Source organism: Streptomyces sp. NPDC002403, assembly GCF_053593015.1.
Window position 1 is genome coordinate 1 of record NZ_JBSFBQ010000031.1, and the last position, 17,281, is coordinate 17,281.

Sequence of the window (17,281 nt, forward strand, 5' to 3'; positions counted from 1 at the left end):
CGGCGCACCATCCGGGCGGCCAGTGTCTCCGCGGGAGTCACCGGCCGCCCGCGGTTCTCGCACCTGTTCCACCAAACAAACAGTTGGTAGATTTACCCGACCGTGCAGGACGGAAGACGGCGGGGCGGACGCATGGACATCGGCAATCCCATCGACTTCACGGGGCGGGCCGTGATCGTCACCGGCGGCACGAAGGGCATCGGCGCCGCGATCGCCGAGGCGTTCCTCGCCGCCGGGGCGGACGTAATGGTCTGCGGCCGTGGCGAACCGTCCGAGCTGCCACAGAGCGGCACCCGCCGGGCGCACTTCCGGCCGGCCGACGTCCGCGACCCGGAGGCCGCCGCGGCGCTGGTCGACGCGGCGGCGGATCGCTTCGGACGACTGGACGTGCTCGTCAACAACGCGGGCGGCTCCCCCGACGCCGACGCGGCCACCGTGTCACCGCGCTTCGTGGAGAAGATCGTCGCCCTCAACCTCCTGGCCCCGTTCCATGTGTCACAGGCCGCCAACCGGATCATGCGGGAACAGGACACCGGAGGATCGATCGTCAACATAGGCAGCGTCTCCGCGCACACCCCGCAGCCGGGCACGGCCGCGTACACGGCCGCGAAGGCCGGACTGCTCGCACTGACCCGGGCACTGGCCCTGGAATGGGCACCGAAGGTGCGCGTCAACCACATCACGACCGGGCTCGTCCGCACGGAAGGCGCGGCATCCGTCTACGGCGAGGACGGCGGCGCCGCGCTGGCCGGGGTCATCCCGATGCGACGGATGGCGGCACCGGACGATGTGGCGCGCGCCTGCCTGTACCTGGCGGGCGACCTGGCCTCCTACGTCAATGGCGCCGATCTGGCGGTGCACGGCGGGGGCGAGGTGCCGGCCAGATTTCTCGCAACGGCGCGGGAGACGACGGGCGAGGTCGGCAAGCACTCTTTCTCGTCCTCTTGACGATAACCATCGACCCCGTTATCGTCCTCGTGACGAGAATAAAGGGGGGCCCGACATGGCCGACATCACCAGGCGCTTCGGCTGGCGCCACCTGCGCTCCGCACCCACCGCGCACATCCGCCACCACAAGCGCGGCCGGCTGGTCCACGACGGGCCGGGGCTGAGCTTCTGGTACCGCTCGCTGAGTGCCGCACTCTCGGAAGTCCCGGTGAACGACCGGGAGCTGGCGATGGCGTTCCACGCCCGCACGTCCGACTTCCAGGACGTCACCGTCCAGGCCACCGTGACGTACCGGATCAGCGACCCGGCCGAGGCCGCCGCCCGGCTGGACTTCTCGGTCGACCCGGACACCGGGGTCTGGCGCGGCGCCCCGCTGGAGCAGATCGCCACCCTGCTGACCGAGACCGCCCAGCAGCACACCCTCGACGTACTGGCCAGGACGACACTGGCCGAGGCGCTGGTCGACGGGGTCGCCTCGGTACGCGACCGGGTCGCCGCGGGACTCGCCGCCGAACCGCGGCTGCCCGCCACCGGCATCGACGTGGTCGCGGTACGGGTGGTGGCCATCCGCCCCGAGGCCGAGGTGGAGCGCGCGCTGCGCACCCCCGCCCGCGAGCAGATCCAGCAGGAGGCCGACCGGGCCACTTACGAGCGCCGTGCCGTGGCGGTGGAGCGGGAACGGGCCATCGCCGAGAACGAGCTCGCCAGCCAGATCGAACTGGCCCGCAGGGAGGAGCAGTTGGTCGAGCAGCGCGGTACCAACACCCGCCGCGAGGCCGAGGAGCACGCGGCGGCCGACGGGGTGCGCGCCGAGGCCGAGGCGGCACGCAAGGTGCGGCTGGCCCGGGCCGAGGCCGAGGCCGCCCGCGAGGTCGGCGCCGCGCGGGCCGAGTCCCAGGCGGCCTGGCTGCGGGTGCACGGGGAGGTGGACGCCGCGACCCTGCACGCCCTCGCGGCGACCAGGCTCGCCGAGAACCTGCCGCGCATCGACAGCCTCACCCTCTCCCCCGACGTCCTCACCGGCCTGCTCAGCAAGCTCGGCAACACCGGCCCGGAGACCCGGGCATGAGCCTCGCCCCGCGCGCGGTCCTGGTCCACCGCACCACCGAGTACGAGGAGTTGCTGACACGGCACGGCACGCACGGGCAGGCCGCCTTCTTCCTCTCCAGCCGCGGCCGGGCCATCGACGAGGTGGCCCGGCGCCACCGGCGGACCCAGCAGGCCCTCGCCGATGTCGCGGCCGCCGTTCCGCTCCAGTGGCGGCAGTCACGGGTGGAGCGCGCGGATCTCGACCGTTTCCTGTTCGGGCCGGAGGACGTGGTGGTCGTCGTCGGACAGGACGGGCTGGTCGCGAACGCGGCCAAGTACCTCTCCGGCCAGCCCGTCGTGGGCATCGACACCGAGCCCGGACGCAATCCGGGCGTGCTCGTCCGCCACCGGCCCCGCGACGCGGCCGCCCTGCTGAGGGCGGCCGCGTCCCCCGCTGGCGCGGCGGACGAGCTCACCATGGTCGAGGCGGTGGCCGACGACACCCAGCGACTCCTCGCCCTCAACGAGATCTACCTCGGCCCGCCCGGCCATCAGACCGCCCGCTACCGGCTCGGCCCGGACGCGCCCGACGCCGCCGCCGAGCCTCAGGCCTCCTCCGGGGTCCTCGTCGGCACCGGCACCGGCGCCACCGGCTGGCTCCGCTCGCTGTGGCAGGAGCGCCGCAGCGACCTCCGCCTCCCGGCACCCACCGACCCCCACCTCCTCTGGTTCGTCCGCGAGGCCTGGCCCTCCCCCGCCACCGGCACCTCGCTGGTCGCCGGCGAGCTGGGGCGCGGGCAGGGGCTGAGGCTCACCGTCGAGTCCGACCGGGTGGTGGTCTTCGGTGACGGGATGGAGACGGACGCACTGGAACTGACGTGGGGTCAGACGGTACGGCTCGGCATCTCGGCCACCTCTCTGCGGCTGGCCCTCTGACGTCCGGCCGGTCCGCGCGCAGGGCGGCGGCGCGGTGGTCCGTAGGCTGCCCCGTACGACCGGAGTGCCGGGCCCCGCGCCCGCGGCACGCCCCCACCTGCGAGCAGCACAGGGAGCACCATGAAAACCACGCCCGCGGACACCTCTTCCCGCAACACCCGCCCGCCACAGGCGCAGGCGGCGCTCGGCGTGGGTGTGGTCGTGCAGGACGGACAAGGACGGGTCCTCCTCGGCAGGCACCACGGCGGGACCTGGGAGCTGCCGGGCGGCAAGGTCGACCCGAACCACGAGTCCATCGCCGACGCGGCCGTCCGCGAGCTCCGGGAGGAGACGGGGCTGGAGGCCGACGCGAAGGACGTACGCGTCTTCGCCATGCTCCACGACGTGATCGGGGGGATCAACCGGGTCTCGATGGGCGCGGCGGTGACCCTGCGGTCGGGGAGCCCACAGGTGACCGAGCCCCATCTGATCAGCAGCTGGCAGTGGACCGGGCTCGATGCCCTCCCGGAGCCGTTGTTCGGCCCCTCCGCACAGGTGCTCGCGGCCTGGCGTCCCGATCTCCCGATCGAGCACCCTCCCGCGCACCGGCTGACCATCGCGGACCCCGCGGGCCCTGCGGGCGGCGCTCAACCTTGCCCTATTAATCATTTGCCTAGTGATCATAGGCAGAGTTAGCGTCCCCCGCATGAAGGCCGTGACCGAGCAGGACATCCGCGCATCGTTCATCAACTGCTCCAAGGGGGAGGCGAAACGTCTGCCGCTGCCCCGTGACCTCGACGAGCAGCCCTGGGACGATCTGGACTTCCTGGGGTGGCGGGATCTCTCAGCCCCCGGACGCAGCTATATCGTCACCGAACGCGGCGACGGACTGATCGGCGTGACGCTCCGCTTCCCCTCCCGGCAGCGCGGCTTCCTCCACCGGAGCATGTGCTCGCTGTGTCTCACCACGCACCCGGGGAACGGCGTCTCGCTCATGACCGCCCGGAAGACCGGCGCCGCGGGGCGCGAGGGCAATTCGGTCGGTCTGTACATCTGTACCGACCTCGCCTGCTCGCTGTACGTCCGGGGCAGGAGGACCGCGGCGCCGGGCAGCCGTTTCAAGGAGTCCCTGACGCTGGAGGAGCAGGTGGAGCGGACCAGGGTCAATCTCGACGCGTTCCTGGCCAAGCTCCTCGGCTGAGCCGCCCGCCGACGCGGGACCGGTCCCGGGCCGGGGCGTCGGCGGTGAAGGTGACGGGCAGCCGCTCGGGGCCGCGCAGCGCTCCCGGCCGCCACCGCAGCTCCCCGGCCGGCACGGCCAGGGCGAGGTGACGGAGGCGGCGCAGCGCGGTGCCGATGGCGATCTGCCCCTCCAGCCGGGCCAGCGGCGCCCCGAGGCAGTAGTGGATGCCGTGCCCGAACGCGAGGTGGGCATTGTCCTGCCGGGAGATGTCCAGGCGGTCGGGGTCGGGGAAGTGGTCCGGGTCGCGGTCGGCGATGGCGGACGCGACGAGCACGGTCGCGCCGCGCGGGATGTCCACGCCCGCGATGGTGACGTCCTCGCGCGCGAACCGGGCGATGCCGGGGTTGACCGGTCCGTCGTAACGCAGGAACTCCTCGATCGCTCCCGGCAGCAGCGCCGGGTCGTCCCGCAGCATCCGGAGCTGGTCGGGGTGAGCGAGCAGCGCCGCGATGCCGCTGCCGATCAGGTTGACCGTGGTGACGTACCCGGCCACCAGCAGGAGGAAGACCATGGCGATCAACTCGTCCTCGTCCAGGCTCCGTTCCTCGTCCCGGGCGGTCACCAGCGTGCTGAGCAGATCGTCTCCGGGGCGGTTCCGCCTGGCTGCGACGAGCCCGGTCAGGTATCCGCGCATGTTCCGCCATGCCTCGTCGGTCCGGGCCCGGTCCGGCGGCCCGGCCCCTTGCAGGACCAGGTCGTCGGTCCACCGCTGGAAATCGTGCCGGTCGCTGACGGGCACGCCGAGCAGTTCGCCGATCACGGTGACCGGGAGCGGCAGTGCGTAGCTTTCGACGAGGTCGGCGCGGCCGTCCGGCCCGATCCCGTCGAGCAGCCGGTCGGCGATCTCCTGGACGCGGGGCCGCAGCCCGGCCACCCGGTGCGCGGTGAACGCCTTGGACACCAGCCGGCGCAGCCGGGTGTGGTCGGGGGGATCGGTGCGGAGCATGTTGCGCAGTGCGGACTCGCGGTCCGTGGCGGGCAGCCGCTCGATGAGCCGGGGATCGGACGCGTCGCGGACATCGCTGCTCAGCCGGGGGTCGGACAGCGCGGCGAGGCCGTCCTCGTACCGTGTGACCAGCCATGCGTCCAGGCCGCCGGCGATGACGGCGCGCCGCACCGGGCCGTCCTCGCGCAGTTGCCGGTAGACCGGGAAGGGGTCCGCCACGAAGGCCGGATCGGCGTAGGGAAGAAGGACCGGCTGCTGGCTCATCATGCCTCCCGGAGGCCACCGCACCTCTCCGCGCGGTTCTGTGCGCCCTGAACCATTCGTGCACTGCTGCGTTCCAGCGTAATGGCCCCGTGGCGGCCCGCGCGGTCAGGATGCGGGTCCACCGTTCCCGTGGCACCAGGTCCGCAGCAGCACCCGCCGCCCCTTCGCCTCCCGAGCGACGGGCTCGTCCGTGGTGGGCCGGAATCCGGTCGATCGCGCCACGGCGGCGCTCGCGGCGTTGCCGGCCTCGATCCGGAGCACCACCCGTCGCGCACCGAGGCGCTGAACGGCGTATTCGGTGTCCACCGTGACCGCTTCGGACGCCAGTCCCCGGCGCCGGTACCGGGGCCCGATGCCGTAGGCGAGCTCGATGTCCCTGTCGTCCAGTTCGTCCTGGCAGATCAGTACCTCGCCCTGCGACTGCCCGCCGTCGGCCGTGACGGCCAGTCGCGCCGGAGGCCGGTGGTGACCCGGGGCCGACGTCCTGGTAGGCGCCGTCGGCCAGGACGAGTACGCCCCGCCGCACACAGATCCGGATGATGCGGTTGTGCGCGGATCACGGTCGGCCCGGGGATCCAGACCGGCACCGCGGCGAGATCCACAACACTGCGCCGGCAACGTCCGACAGCTGCTCAACTACCCACAGCACGAGGTCTTTACGGACTCGCCACAGCAGGTCCGCCCCAGTTGCTACGACTTTGCACCACAGGTCCACACCGTAGAAGCCGCGGTCGGCCGGCAGTGGCATCCCTGGTCGCAGAGACACCAGGACTGCCCCGGCCGGAGTCTGCTCTCCGGTGCACAGGGCCCCGGTTGCGGCGTCGAAGACGACATGGGTGCCGCATTCCGCCAGGCCGACCGTGCACAACTGCGGGCGGCCGAAGCTCTGTTCACCCCGACCGAAGCGAGGCGGACGGCCGAACGCCTCCACGTCCGCCTTCGCGTCAGGCAGGTCGAACGTAGTGCCGCCAGTCGCGGCAGAAGGCACCCCGAGTGTCCGGTGCGGCGACTGGACGTCACATCCGCGCAGACAACTGCCGCACAAGCGCCACACCGCTCTGCTCCACCCGGCCCATCTCCTCCAACACCCCGTCCACAAGCGACCGGGAGAAAGCCTGTGTCAGCACCCCGACCCGGTCCGACGGTCGCTCACCAGATGGCTTCAGCTGACCCGCTCTCGGCACACCGACAAGAACGACCGGATTGCCCTTGGCCTGCCGGTATTGGCCTAAGTCCGCGTAGGCGTATCCGGTGACCGGCAGGGCGACCTGTGCGCAGTCGTCGGCCCGAGGGTTCGCCGCAAGGCGACCCGGCAGTCGTTCGGGTGGGGCCGGTGGCGCGATTCGTTCCCCTGAATGGAATGGGGAACTATGCATGATCTGTGCACATCAGGGTAAGGGCTTTACCTTTTCATTACGAAAGGATCAAGATCACTTGGGTTGACCGCCGGGTATGCCGGACCTACGCCTGGTTGCCCAAGTTTCGGATCACCGCCTCCTCGCTACGTTCACATATGCATCACATTCGTGGTGAACATGTAGTCGAGAACCGAGGAATGATGAGCAGTCAGATACCCGCGCCAGAAGGGCGCGGACGGATCCGGGCAGGGAGGGGCCTGCGCTGCGCAGCGGGCAGCCTTGCCCTTGCCCTGTCCATCAGCCTTCTTGAGGGGGCGGGTTCCGCGGCCGCGGTGCCTTCTCGAGCAGTTGCTGCTCAGGTGCAGCCAACGGCCACACAGGCGGCGGATATCTCTTCCGCGCGTGTGGCGGCAAGGCTTTCCGGTAAGCGTGTTGAGGCGTTGTCGGAGCGAACGGAAACATCGACGACCTGGGTGAACAAGGACGGATCGCTCACAACGGAACTCTCGGCCGGTCCGGTCCGCTTCCAGGACCCTACTACGGGTGACTGGCGTGACGTCGACGTCAAGCTGACAGCCGAGGCCGACGGCTCGGTCGTGTCCAAGGCCCACCCGCGCGGGCTGAGGCTCGCGGGCAAGTCCGGTACCAGGGCCGCCTCGCTCCGCGCTGCCCAGTCCGCCCCCGCCACGGACCTGGTCACCCTCGGCAGCGGTGACGAGGCGATCACCCTGCAATGGCGCGGCGGCCTGCCGACCCCCGAGCTGGACGGCACCCGTGCCACCTACGGAAACGCCGTTCCGGGCGCGAACGTGGTCGTGGAGGCCACACGTACCGGCTTCGAGCAGTTCGTCGAAGTCAAAACCAGGCCCGAGCCCGGCTTCTCCTACACACTGCCGCTGCTCACCAAGGGTCTGAAGATCCGGGAACAGGCTGATGGCAGCGTCCTCTTCACGGACAAGAAGTCCAAGAAGAGTGCCGTGATGCCGGCCCCGATGATGTGGGACGCCACCGTCGACAAGAGATCCGGGGAACACACAAATCGTGCCAGGGTCGGCCTGGAGGTCGTCAGGACCAAGGGCGGAGTCGACCTGGTCATCACCCCGGACGCCGATTTCCTTGCCGACCCGAGTACCGCCTATCCGGTGACCGTCGACCCGTCCACCTCGTCGCTGAGCAACGTGTTCGACACGTATGTGCAGCAGGGCGAGACCGTCGACTGGTCCACCGACAAGGAGCTGGACTTCGGGAACCCGGGCACGAAGAACGCGAACGGTACCCCGCGCACCGCGGAGTCCTTCATCTCCTGGAACACCACGCCGATCCAGGACGCGCTGATCCTCAACGCCAAGCTGAGTCTGTGGAACTTCCACTCCGCCAACACGGACTGCAAGCTCTACCCGTGGGAGGTCTGGTCGTCCGGAGCAGCGTCCACATCGAGCCGGTGGACGAACCGCCCGACGATGACTGCGAAGAAGGCGACCTCCACCGAGACCCGTGGCAACGCCGACTGCACTTCGCAGCCCGACGGCTGGATCAACGCCGACGTGACGACGCTCACGCAGGAGTGGGCCTCCGCCAAGGCCAACCGCAGTCACATGGGCATCCGCGCCACCAGCGAGTCCGTCGTCGCTCAGTGGAAGCGCGTCAACTCGGCCAACGCGGCGTCCAACCCGCCGAAGCTGGTCGTCAACTACAACTACCGGCCTCGTACCGGCACCAAGCAGGAAGCCGGCCCTCCGTACTTCTCCTACGGCGGCACCTACATGGTCAACACGGTCACACCGACCCTGCGTGACACCTTCATCGACCCCAATGGCGACAAAGTCAACGGCACCTTTCAGATCTTTGACAACGCCACCGACACCCAGGTCGGCGATGTCCTTGTCTCGAAGTTCGCAGCCTCCGGACAAGTGGCATCGGTGACGGTCCCCACCGGGGTGCTGGCCCACGGCAAGACGTACAAGTTCCGCACGTCGCCGTACGACGGCACGCACTACAACACGGGCTGGTCCGCCTGGAAGACGTTCACAGTCGACACCACCTCGCCCTCGGCTCCAACCGGCATCACGTCCGCCGACTACCCGCCGAACGACTGGGTCAAGGGTGCCGGCCAGGCAGGAACCTTCACCGTCACCCCGCCGGCGTCGGACCACAACTGGCTCGAATGGTCACTGGATGGCGTGACCTGGACCAAGGCCGCCACGAACGGCGCTTCAGGGGCCAAGGCCCTGTCCGTCACTCCGGCCAAGAACGGTACCCACACCCTCCAGGTCCGCACGGTCGACAAGGCGGACAACAAGTCCGAAGCCATCGAATACGGTTTCCACGTCGGCCCTGGCGGATTCATCAAGCCCTCGGAGGGCGAGCGCACTGCACGGCGCATGGAGCTGGTCGCCGACGCGGACGGCGCCAAGTACGACGCGGTGTCCTTCTCCTGGCGTCGCTCCGAAGCCGATGCGTGGACACGGATTCCCACCGCTGACGTGACGTCCGGCGATACCGCGCTCACCGCGTGGCCGGTGCCCATGACGAATGGCAGGAACAAGCCCCTGGTCTGGGATGCGGCGAGGACCGTGGCGCCTGACGGTTCGATTCAGCTCAAGGCCGACTTCACCGGCCCCGGCTCCCCCACCGGTGCGACCCAGCCGCTCGGTGTCGTCGTGGACGCAGACGCCAACAGCTCGTCCAGCAGCCGTGTCGGCCCCGGCACGCTCAATCTCCTGACCGGCGACTTCGGTCTCTCCGAGGTCGAGGCTTCCTACTTCGGCCTCTCGGTGAACCGTTCGGCTTCTTCCCGCACGCCGGTCGTCAGCAACGCCGAAGAGGGGCAAGCACCCGTTTTCGGCAAGGAGTGGACGTCCGGAATCACCGCTGAACTAACGGAATCCGACTACACCTACGTACGCAGGATCTCGGACACCTCTGTCGCCGTGATGACGAACAACGGTGACGAGATCAACTTCACGGCGAACGCGTCGCGAACCGGATGGATCGGTGAGGCAGGGTCGCAGACGCTCAGCCTCAAGGGGAGCGTCACGGGAGACTTCACCCTGGTGACCTCCGACGGTTCCGTCACCACGTTCAAGAAGCTCGACGCCACCTCCACGACGTGGAACGTGACCTCCACCAGGCTGGACGGCAAGGCTGACTCCACCACCACGATCGTCTCCGAGACCGTCACCGTGGGTTCCAAGAGGCTGGCTCGTCCCGTACGTGTCGTGGCTCCCACCTCAGCGGTCGCGTCCGCAACCTGCGGTGAAGGGCCTTCCACCAAGGGCTGCCGCGTACTCGAATACGACTACGCGGACTCGACCACCGCGACCGCCACGACGTTGGGCGATTTCATTGGGCAGGTGAAAAGCATCCGCCTGTGGTCGACCGGCCCCGGCGCGACTGCGGCAACGTCCAAGGCTGTGCAGTCGTACGCCTATGACACGGACGGACGACTCCGCGAGGCGTGGAACCCTCAGATAAGCCCCGCGCTCAAGACTGCCTACTCCTACGACGCCGCAGGCCGAATTACCGGGCTCACCCCAGCCGGAGAACTGCCTTGGACGTTCACCTACGGCAAGGTCGGCAGCTCTCCCGTGGCTGGCGACGGTATGTTGCTCAAGGTGTCGCGCCCGGCGCTCAAGCCCGGCACGACCGCCACCGTCGAGGGCACCGCGGTGACCAGCCTCGTCTACGAGGTGCCGCTGACCGGGGTGAACGCTCCCTATCAGATGGGCTCGGCTGCAGTGGCCGCGTGGGGCCAGCAGGATGTCCCCACCGATGCCACCGCGATCTTCCCGGCAGATTCCATTCCCGCCGCGCACATCGGTAGCGGCCTGAACGGCAAGCAGTACGAACGCGCCTCCGTGAGCTACCTCGGCGCTTCCGGACGTCCGGTCAACGGCGCCACACCAGGTGGTCACATATCGGTCGCCGAAAGCGATCGCTTCGGCAATACCATCCGTGAGCTGACCGCGAGCAACCGGACATTGGCGATGGGGATTTCGGCCCAGGACCGTGCCCAGCTCGCAGACTTGGGAATCGCGTCGCTGCCGTCCGCCGAGCGGGCGTACCTGCTTTCCACGAGCTCCACCTACAATCCCAGCGGCACCCAGGCAGTGGAACAAATGGGGCCGCTCCACCGAGTCGATCTCACCAAGGACCTGAAGGACGGAAGTACGGTCCTGGTCGCCGGCGGCACGTCCGTCCCGGCCCGCACCTGGACGGTGAACAGTTACGACGACGGACGTCCCACCGACGGAACCGCGTCGATCAAGGATCAGACGACACGCTCCGTCACCGGTGCGAGCGTCCGCGGCCACGACACGATCATGGCTGCGGAACAACGTTCCGACACCCGGTACGACTGGGTAGCGGGGTTGCCGATCGCCACGGTGAAAGACCCGGCCGGCCTGAATCTGGTAACGACCACGCACTACGACACGCGAGGTCGGATCACTGCGGTGATTCCGCCCGGCGCGACCGACACCGACGCGTCCGCCCGTCTCACCGAATACTGGAGCGCAACAGGCACAGGCCGGTGCAAGGGCCGACCCGAATGGGCCGACCAGCCGTGCTGGACCGGTCCCGGTGGCAACATCACCGGTGGTGGCACCCAGCCCGCCGAACTAGTCCAGACCACAACCGAATACGACTGGTGGGGCAACAAGTCCAAGATCTCGGAAACCGCGAACGGGATCACGCGCACATCGACGACAAGCTATGACGCGGCCGGACGGCCCGTCGCGGTCACGACGACCGGCGGGACGGGACAGGCGGTCCCGACGGCCACCACCACGTACGACGCGTCCAGCGGACTGGAGGCCAGGACAACTTCGCCCACCGGCGGGGACATCACCCGCCTCTACGACAAGCTCGGTCGCCAGATCTCCTACACCGATGTCGACGGAGGTACGACGGAAGTTCAGTTCGATCTGCTGGACAGACCACTGAAGGCCTCCGATTCCGTCCCCTCGACGGTCACCTTCGCCTACAACCACACCGCCGAGCCCCGCGGCTTCGCCACCAGGAGTACCGACTCCGTGGCCGGCTCCTTCGAAGCCGCCTACGACGCGGACGGCGCGGTGGCGAGCGAAACCCTGCCCGGCGGCTTCGTGATGACCCAGGAGAAGAGTCCGACAGGCGACGCCACGTCACGGACGTACACCAAGGCATCCGACGGCACAGTCGTGCTCTCGGACCGCGTCAGCGAATCCGCGGCCGGTAGACAGACACGTCACACCGGGTGGTCCGACCAGGCCTTCGCATATGACGGGGCGGCTCGGCTGACCACAGTCGAGGACACCGCTGACAGCGTCTGCACACGGCGTGTGTACGGGTTCGACCAGCGCAGCAATCGCAAGTCCCTGACCACAGTCTCCGCCGCCCCCGGCGTCAGCTGCGCCACCACGGGCGGCACCACCACCACACACGCTCACGACAGCGCCGACCGCCTGACCGACCCCGGCTACTCCTACGACGCCTTCGGCCGGATCACCGCCGCCCCCGGACACGGGTCGCTCGGCTATTACGCCAACGACCTCGTGCACCAGCAGACCACCGGCGGCAAACGGCAGACATGGGCACTCGACGCCATGCTGCGATTCCGCTCGTGGAAGGTGGAAAGCGGTTCCGGTTCTTCCTGGACGCAAACGGCTGCCAAGGTCAACCACTACGACAGCGACAACGACAACCCCAGATGGATCGTGGAGGACACCACCACCGGTGCGCTGACCCGTTACGTCGAGAACGCCGCCAGCGGACTCGCCGCCACCACGAGCAGGACCGGTGACATCGTCCTGCAACTCACCAACATCCACGGAGACATCGCGCTCCAGCTGCCGCTGGACATCAGCAAGGCCCCCGTGGTGATGGACAACGATGAGTACGGCGCCCCGCGAGCGGGCCAGACGCCCGCTCGCTACGGGTGGCAGGGGTCCGAGCAGCGATCGACCGAAACCCTGACCGGATTGACCCTGATGGGCGTGCGTCTGTACGACCCTGCCCGGGGGCGTTTCCTGCAGACCGATCCGGTCTCCGGTGGCTCCGCCAATGCCTACGACTACGCCAACCAAGATCCGTGCGGCGCCTCCGACGTGAGCGGCACTACTCCCAACTGCGGCAAGAAGCGCTTCCGGAACGGCTATGGGATGCGTATCGTCACGACATTTCGCGGCGGAGGAAAGGCGAAGAGCAACGGCTGGCCGTACCGTTCATACCAGGTCAACGTTCAGATCATGGGATGGACCAACCGCTATGTCGCCAAGAACATGACCCGCGCCGAGACCTGGGGTGTGAAGCCCGGACGCAGTAACAAGCAGGTCAAGCTCCAGAGCAAGAACAGTTGGAGCCAGGTCCGTGCCACACAGTGGTTCACCCACTACAACATCCAGGTCAAACCGGGCACCAAGATCTGGACCGGCGGACAAGCGATAGTCATCGGCTGGAACAGTTTTGTGGCATCGATGACGGATACCTGTATCGCAAAATGATCCTTTCGCTCGGCGCCCGAGTGTTCTGACGAACGTGGTGACACGCCCCGGCGGGGCGTGTCACCACGCACCTACGGCACCCTCCCGCTCAAAGAGAGTGAAAATCCTTGTGAATATGAAACAGATTGCTCACGCTACTCTTTCCCGATCTTCCCGGACAGTTGAATCGGGGGGAGACGAATTTGAGAATTCCTCCGACCGTATCCTCATGACGGATGTTTCTCTTTGTGGCGCCATCGGATTCGTTCTGGTCGTTCATCGCCGACGTGACGGATTGGTGGCCGAGGAAATCTACTATGCGCTACGGAATTCTGACGGGACTTGGCAGGAGCCCGATCACCTCAGTGGTGGTCTCGTCGGAATTGACCCGGAAATCGCCAGTGACGTCCGGGGCGCGCTGCGCGGCGATACCATGGCAAGGATCTCGGATGCGGAATCGCTCATCTACACCGGCCGGTTCAGTATCGATGACGGATACGAAAGCGTGCGCTTCCTGGAAGTGCTCACAGCTCCGTGGATCGACCACATCGAGGTGGCCGACCGGGACCGGCCAGCTGCTCCCGTAACTCGAAAGCCAGCACCTCACGCACTGTCAATTCTGGTGACCTTCCCTGAACAAAGACTACTTCTACGAACCGGCTCGGACGGTTCAGTCATCCACTTCGACGGGGCCGGAGTCGTTACTGAGAGCTGGTAACACGATCACGAGTGGGCCTTTTTGAGACGTCGGCAGCAGATGAGGCCGCAGGCCGGGGAGACGAAGACGTCGTGGTCAACGCCGCCCGGGTGACCGGCTGGCAGAAAGTCCACAAGCAGGCCCCAGAACGAACGCCTCGGCCCACGGGCGCCGGCCCTGCCCGACCGGGAAACCCTCGTCGCGCCGGCCGACGCGCTCGTGGCCGCCTCTCACGACCAGTACCGCGACTGCGGAGACGTGGTCACCTTCGCCGCGTGCACCGCCGCACGGACCGGAGAGATCTCGGGCTGCCGTGTCGGAGACATCGACACCACCCAGAGGATCTGGACCGTGGGGCGTCAGACCGCACCCGCGCCCGGCGGGCTGACCGGCAAGGGCACAAAGGGCAAGCGGGCCCGCAAGGTTCCGACCGTCGCGAAGGTCCGCCCCCTCATCGCCCAGCCCATCCTGTCCGCCGGGGCGGCGCTCTCCGTACACCTCGGCGTGCAGCGCGCACCACGCTCGCCGCCGAGCCCGATCGCCGTAACCCGCCGAGCTCGGGCACACCGGCCTCCAACTGGTCCCCAGGAATGATCAAGGGCCGGTTTCGGATTGCTCCGAAACCGGCCCTTATCTGCGACTGTCTCCAGTCGGGACGACAGGATTTGAACCTGCGACCCCTTGACCCCCAGTCAAGTGCGCTACCAAGCTGCGCCACGTCCCGATGCGCTTCCTCCCGGTTCTTGCCGGGCGGCTTCGCGGGACAAACATTACCTCACTCCGAGGCCCGGATCGACGCCCGTGCCTGGTGGGCGCGGTTCGCCAGGGATTCCGCGCCGCAGGCGGTGGCCAGTTTGTGGGCCCTGGCGAGTTCGCGCGGGGAGCGGATCGCGATGCCGTAGTCGACGAGGGCCAGCGCGTGCTCGTACGCGGACGGGGACGCCTCCAGATGACGGACCGACTCGGCCAGCAGGTGGATGGCGTCCTCGGGGGCGGCGAAGAGGGAGACGCAGCGCAGGGCCTCGCCGATCGCGGTGTCCGTGCCGAAGCGCTCGGCGTGCACCCGGGCCGAGGCAGCGAGTTGCCCGGCGCGGGCCGGGTCCTCCTCGGCCAGGGCCCGGGCGAGGTCGCCGGCCCAGGGAGCCCACACGCCGTTGAACCTGCCGCGGGGTTCGAGGGCCTGGCCGGCCGCTTCGAGTTCGACGACGGCTTCCTTCGTACGGCCTTCGGCCAGCAGCAGACGGCCTCGTACGCACGGGCCGTCGGGCAGCACCATCGCGCTGGGGTAGGGCGCGCCGAAGGCGTAGCGGTCGGCGATCTCGCGGGCCTCGGTGACGCGTCCGCGGGCGACCAGGGTGTCGATGAGCAGGCAGGCCGCGTCCCAGTGGACCGGGAGTCCGCTGCCGACACGGTCGGCCAGGCGCAGCCCTTCGCGCAGGAAGCCCTCGGCCTCGGCGAGCCGGCCGCGACGGCGGTGGACCAGTCCGAGCAGGGTGTGCGCGAACGCGAGGTGCGCGCCGCTCCAGCCGGAGATCTCGAAGGCGCGGACGGCCTCGCCGAAGAGTTCCTCGGCCCGGTCGAGCTGGTCGGTGAAGGCGTAGGTGATGCCGACGAGGGTCGGCAGTTCGAAGCCCCACTCCGCGTCGGTCCAGCCGAGTCCCCGGGCGGGGTGGCCGTCGACCAGGGCACGTTCGCAGAGGTCGACGACGAGCTGGGAGTTCTCGCCGCGCAGCATGGCGTCGAAGGCGCGGAGGGTGAGCAGGGCGCGCTCGGCGTTGTCGCGTCCGTGCAGATGGTCGGCGTTCCGTGCGAGGCGGCCGGAGCGGCCTGGACCGTCGTCCTCGGAGGCCAGCATGCCTTCCCAGAGGAAGTGGGCGGCCTGGAGCCGCATCAGGCCGGGGCCGGGAGCGGTGCGGGCGGCCTCCGCGGCGAGGGCGCCCGCCGCTTCCCTGAGCTGGTTGTTGTGCGAATGCGCGGCCGCGAGCCGGTAGGTGGCGTCGACCCGCTGGTCGTCGTCGAGTCCCGGCATGTCGAGGGCGGCGCGCAGGTGCTGGACGGTGGTGGCCGGGGAACTGAGCAGGGTGGCGCAGCCCAGTTCGTACAGCAGGGTGGCCTTCACGCGCTGGCGAGGTGGTTCCTGCAGGGCGCGTTCGAGGCAGCGGCGGGCGGCCTCCGGGGCGCCGACGGCGAGGTGCTGTTTGGCCGCTTCGCGGAGCTGCTCGACCAGTTCCTGGTCGTCGTCCGGGTGCACTTCGAGCAGGTGCCGGGAGGCCGCGGCGGGGCCGAGTCCGGCGCGGGTGATCGCCCAGGCGGCCCGGCCGTGCATCGCGGTGCGGGTGGCCGGCGGGATGGACCGGTAGACCGCGCTCGCGATGAGCGGATGGACGAACTCCAGCGGGTCGAAGCCGGTGACGATACGGGCCTCGCGCAGCCGTGCCGTGCAGTCGGCGGCCTCGGCAGGGCTCATTCCGGCCAGGGTGGCCGCGAGGTCCTGGGAGATGTCCGTGCCGAGGACGGCGGCGGCCCAGGCGAAGCGGTTGGCGTTGGTGCCGAGCCGTTCCAGGCGGGCGACGAGGCCGCTGCCGCGTGCCGACGCGCCGAGTTCGCGCAGCAGCCCTGCCGACTCCTCCAGCGGCGCCAGTTCGCGGTCCTGCACCTTGGCGACGAGCTCGACCGCCTCGTAGGGGTTGCCGCCGGTGACGGCCCACACCTCGCGGCAGAACGGGTCGTCGGCATGTTCACCGAGGGCCGCGCGGACCAGCTCGGCGGTGGCGTCCGGGGTGAGGGCGCGCAGCGCGACCCGGACCTGGGACGGGTGGGCGCTGCCCGGTCCGCTCTCCTTCTGGCGGGCGGCCAGCTCCTCCGGGCGGTGGGCCTGCACGACCAGGACGGGGAGTTCACCGAGGCGGGCGGTGAACGAGGCGAGCCAGGCGAGGGATTCACCGTCCGCCCAGTGCGCGTCGTCGATGATGAGCAGCAGCGGACGGTGACTCAGCCGTGACGCGAGCCGGGCGACGACGAAGTCCAGGCCGTCGCGCACACCCTGCGGGTCCGGCTGCGGACCGGAGGGCTCGGCCAGTCCGAGGGCCGGCGCGGCGATCTCGTACCAGGACCCGAACAGGGCTCTCACCTCGTCGGGCGGGAACCGGTCGAGCGCGGGCTGCAGCAGCTGGCGCACGACGTGGAACGGCACGGATGTGACGGTCTCGCCGCCCCGCGCGGACCAGACCGTGCAGCGGTCGGCGGCCATCGACTGGATCTCGCCGAGCAGTGCTGTCTTGCCGATGCCTGCCTCGCCGCTGAAGATCAGCAGCCCGCCGACGGCCTGGGCGCCGCAAAGGGCGTCCACGGCTTGTGCGGCGGCAGCGAGTTCCGGTTCGCGCTCGTACAGCGGCCGGGACTGCTTCATGCCTACCCTCC

The 17,281-nt window shown here is 69.1% G+C and carries 11 protein-coding genes and 1 tRNA gene; 8 read left to right on the top strand and 4 right to left on the bottom strand.

Annotated features, from left to right (window positions below; genetic code table 11):
- The first annotated feature begins 132 nt into the window (after positions 1–132).
- The 5 genes from ACWCPY_RS28075 (at position 133) to ACWCPY_RS28095 (ending at position 4,093) form a co-directional block, all read left to right on the top strand.
- Positions 133–948 (top strand): SDR family oxidoreductase, encoded by an 816-nt coding sequence (locus ACWCPY_RS28075; RefSeq protein ID WP_451269526.1) that lies wholly within the window; start codon positions 133–135, stop codon positions 946–948.
- Positions 949–1,003: 55 nt separating this feature from the next.
- Complete coding sequence (locus tag ACWCPY_RS28080) at positions 1,004–2,017, top strand: SPFH domain-containing protein (RefSeq protein ID WP_451269528.1); 1,014 nt, start codon at positions 1,004–1,006, stop codon at positions 2,015–2,017.
- The gene (locus ACWCPY_RS28085; protein ID WP_451269530.1) at positions 2,014–2,913 is read left to right on the top strand and encodes a hypothetical protein; all 900 of its coding nucleotides are present in this window, start codon (positions 2,014–2,016) and stop codon (positions 2,911–2,913) included. Before ACWCPY_RS28080 ends, ACWCPY_RS28085 begins: the two co-directional genes overlap by 4 nt.
- A gap of 120 nt (positions 2,914–3,033) precedes the next feature.
- A complete protein-coding gene (locus tag ACWCPY_RS28090) occupies positions 3,034–3,588 on the top strand; it encodes a nucleotide triphosphate diphosphatase NUDT15 (RefSeq protein WP_451269532.1) in 555 nt (184 codons plus the stop codon).
- Between the two features lie 10 nt (positions 3,589–3,598).
- Entirely contained in the window at positions 3,599–4,093 is a 495-nt protein-coding gene (locus ACWCPY_RS28095; protein WP_451269534.1) for an FBP domain-containing protein, read from the top strand.
- Here the strand turns inward: ACWCPY_RS28095 and ACWCPY_RS28100 are convergent.
- Positions 4,056–5,345 carry a cytochrome P450 family protein gene (locus tag ACWCPY_RS28100; protein WP_451269536.1) on the bottom strand — a complete coding sequence of 430 codons (1,290 nt, stop codon included), beginning with the start codon at positions 5,343–5,345 and terminating at the stop codon, positions 4,056–4,058. The two genes, ACWCPY_RS28095 and ACWCPY_RS28100, sit on opposite strands and share 38 nt — an antisense overlap.
- 105 nt (positions 5,346–5,450) lie before the next feature.
- Positions 5,451–5,873, bottom strand: a complete 423-nt coding sequence (locus ACWCPY_RS28105; protein ID WP_451269538.1) for a GNAT family N-acetyltransferase — start codon at positions 5,871–5,873, stop codon at positions 5,451–5,453.
- A gap of 1,120 nt (positions 5,874–6,993) precedes the next feature.
- On the opposite strand from ACWCPY_RS28105, the gene ACWCPY_RS28110 reads away from it, so the two are divergent.
- From ACWCPY_RS28110 to ACWCPY_RS28120, 3 genes are all read left to right on the top strand, one after another.
- On the top strand, positions 6,994–13,185 hold the full coding sequence (locus ACWCPY_RS28110; RefSeq protein WP_451269650.1) for a DNRLRE domain-containing protein: 6,192 nt from the start codon (positions 6,994–6,996) through the stop codon (positions 13,183–13,185).
- A gap of 115 nt (positions 13,186–13,300) precedes the next feature.
- The gene (locus ACWCPY_RS28115; protein WP_451269540.1) at positions 13,301–13,882 is read left to right on the top strand and encodes a hypothetical protein; all 582 of its coding nucleotides are present in this window, start codon (positions 13,301–13,303) and stop codon (positions 13,880–13,882) included.
- 198 nt (positions 13,883–14,080) lie between these two features.
- Positions 14,081–14,455 (top strand): hypothetical protein, encoded by a 375-nt coding sequence (locus ACWCPY_RS28120; protein ID WP_451269542.1) that lies wholly within the window; start codon positions 14,081–14,083, stop codon positions 14,453–14,455.
- Between the two features lie 56 nt (positions 14,456–14,511).
- Here ACWCPY_RS28120 and ACWCPY_RS28125 read toward each other — a convergent pair.
- Positions 14,512–14,585: transfer RNA gene (locus tag ACWCPY_RS28125), tRNA-Pro, on the bottom strand.
- A gap of 51 nt (positions 14,586–14,636) precedes the next feature.
- The gene (locus tag ACWCPY_RS28130) at positions 14,637–17,270 is read right to left on the bottom strand and encodes an ATP-binding protein (protein WP_451269544.1); all 2,634 of its coding nucleotides are present in this window, start codon (positions 17,268–17,270) and stop codon (positions 14,637–14,639) included.
- Positions 17,271–17,281: the final 11 nt, after the last annotated feature.

What these genes read in the sequence shown, in the direction of transcription:
- ACWCPY_RS28080 (WP_451269528.1), top strand. Translation starts at nt 1,004, where the DNA reads ATGGCCGACATCACCAGGCGCTTCGGCTGGCGCCACCTGCGCTCCGCA.
- ACWCPY_RS28115 (WP_451269540.1), top strand. Translation starts at nt 13,301, where the DNA reads ATGAAACAGATTGCTCACGCTACTCTTTCCCGATCTTCCCGGACAGTT.
- ACWCPY_RS28090 (WP_451269532.1), top strand. Translation starts at nt 3,034, where the DNA reads ATGAAAACCACGCCCGCGGACACCTCTTCCCGCAACACCCGCCCGCCA.
- ACWCPY_RS28075 (WP_451269526.1), top strand. Translation starts at nt 133, where the DNA reads ATGGACATCGGCAATCCCATCGACTTCACGGGGCGGGCCGTGATCGTC.
- ACWCPY_RS28095 (WP_451269534.1), top strand. Translation starts at nt 3,599, where the DNA reads ATGAAGGCCGTGACCGAGCAGGACATCCGCGCATCGTTCATCAACTGC.
- ACWCPY_RS28130 (WP_451269544.1), bottom strand. Translation starts at nt 17,270, where the DNA reads ATGAAGCAGTCCCGGCCGCTGTACGAGCGCGAACCGGAACTCGCTGCC.
- ACWCPY_RS28085 (WP_451269530.1), top strand. Translation starts at nt 2,014, where the DNA reads ATGAGCCTCGCCCCGCGCGCGGTCCTGGTCCACCGCACCACCGAGTAC.
- ACWCPY_RS28100 (WP_451269536.1), bottom strand. Translation starts at nt 5,345, where the DNA reads ATGAGCCAGCAGCCGGTCCTTCTTCCCTACGCCGATCCGGCCTTCGTG.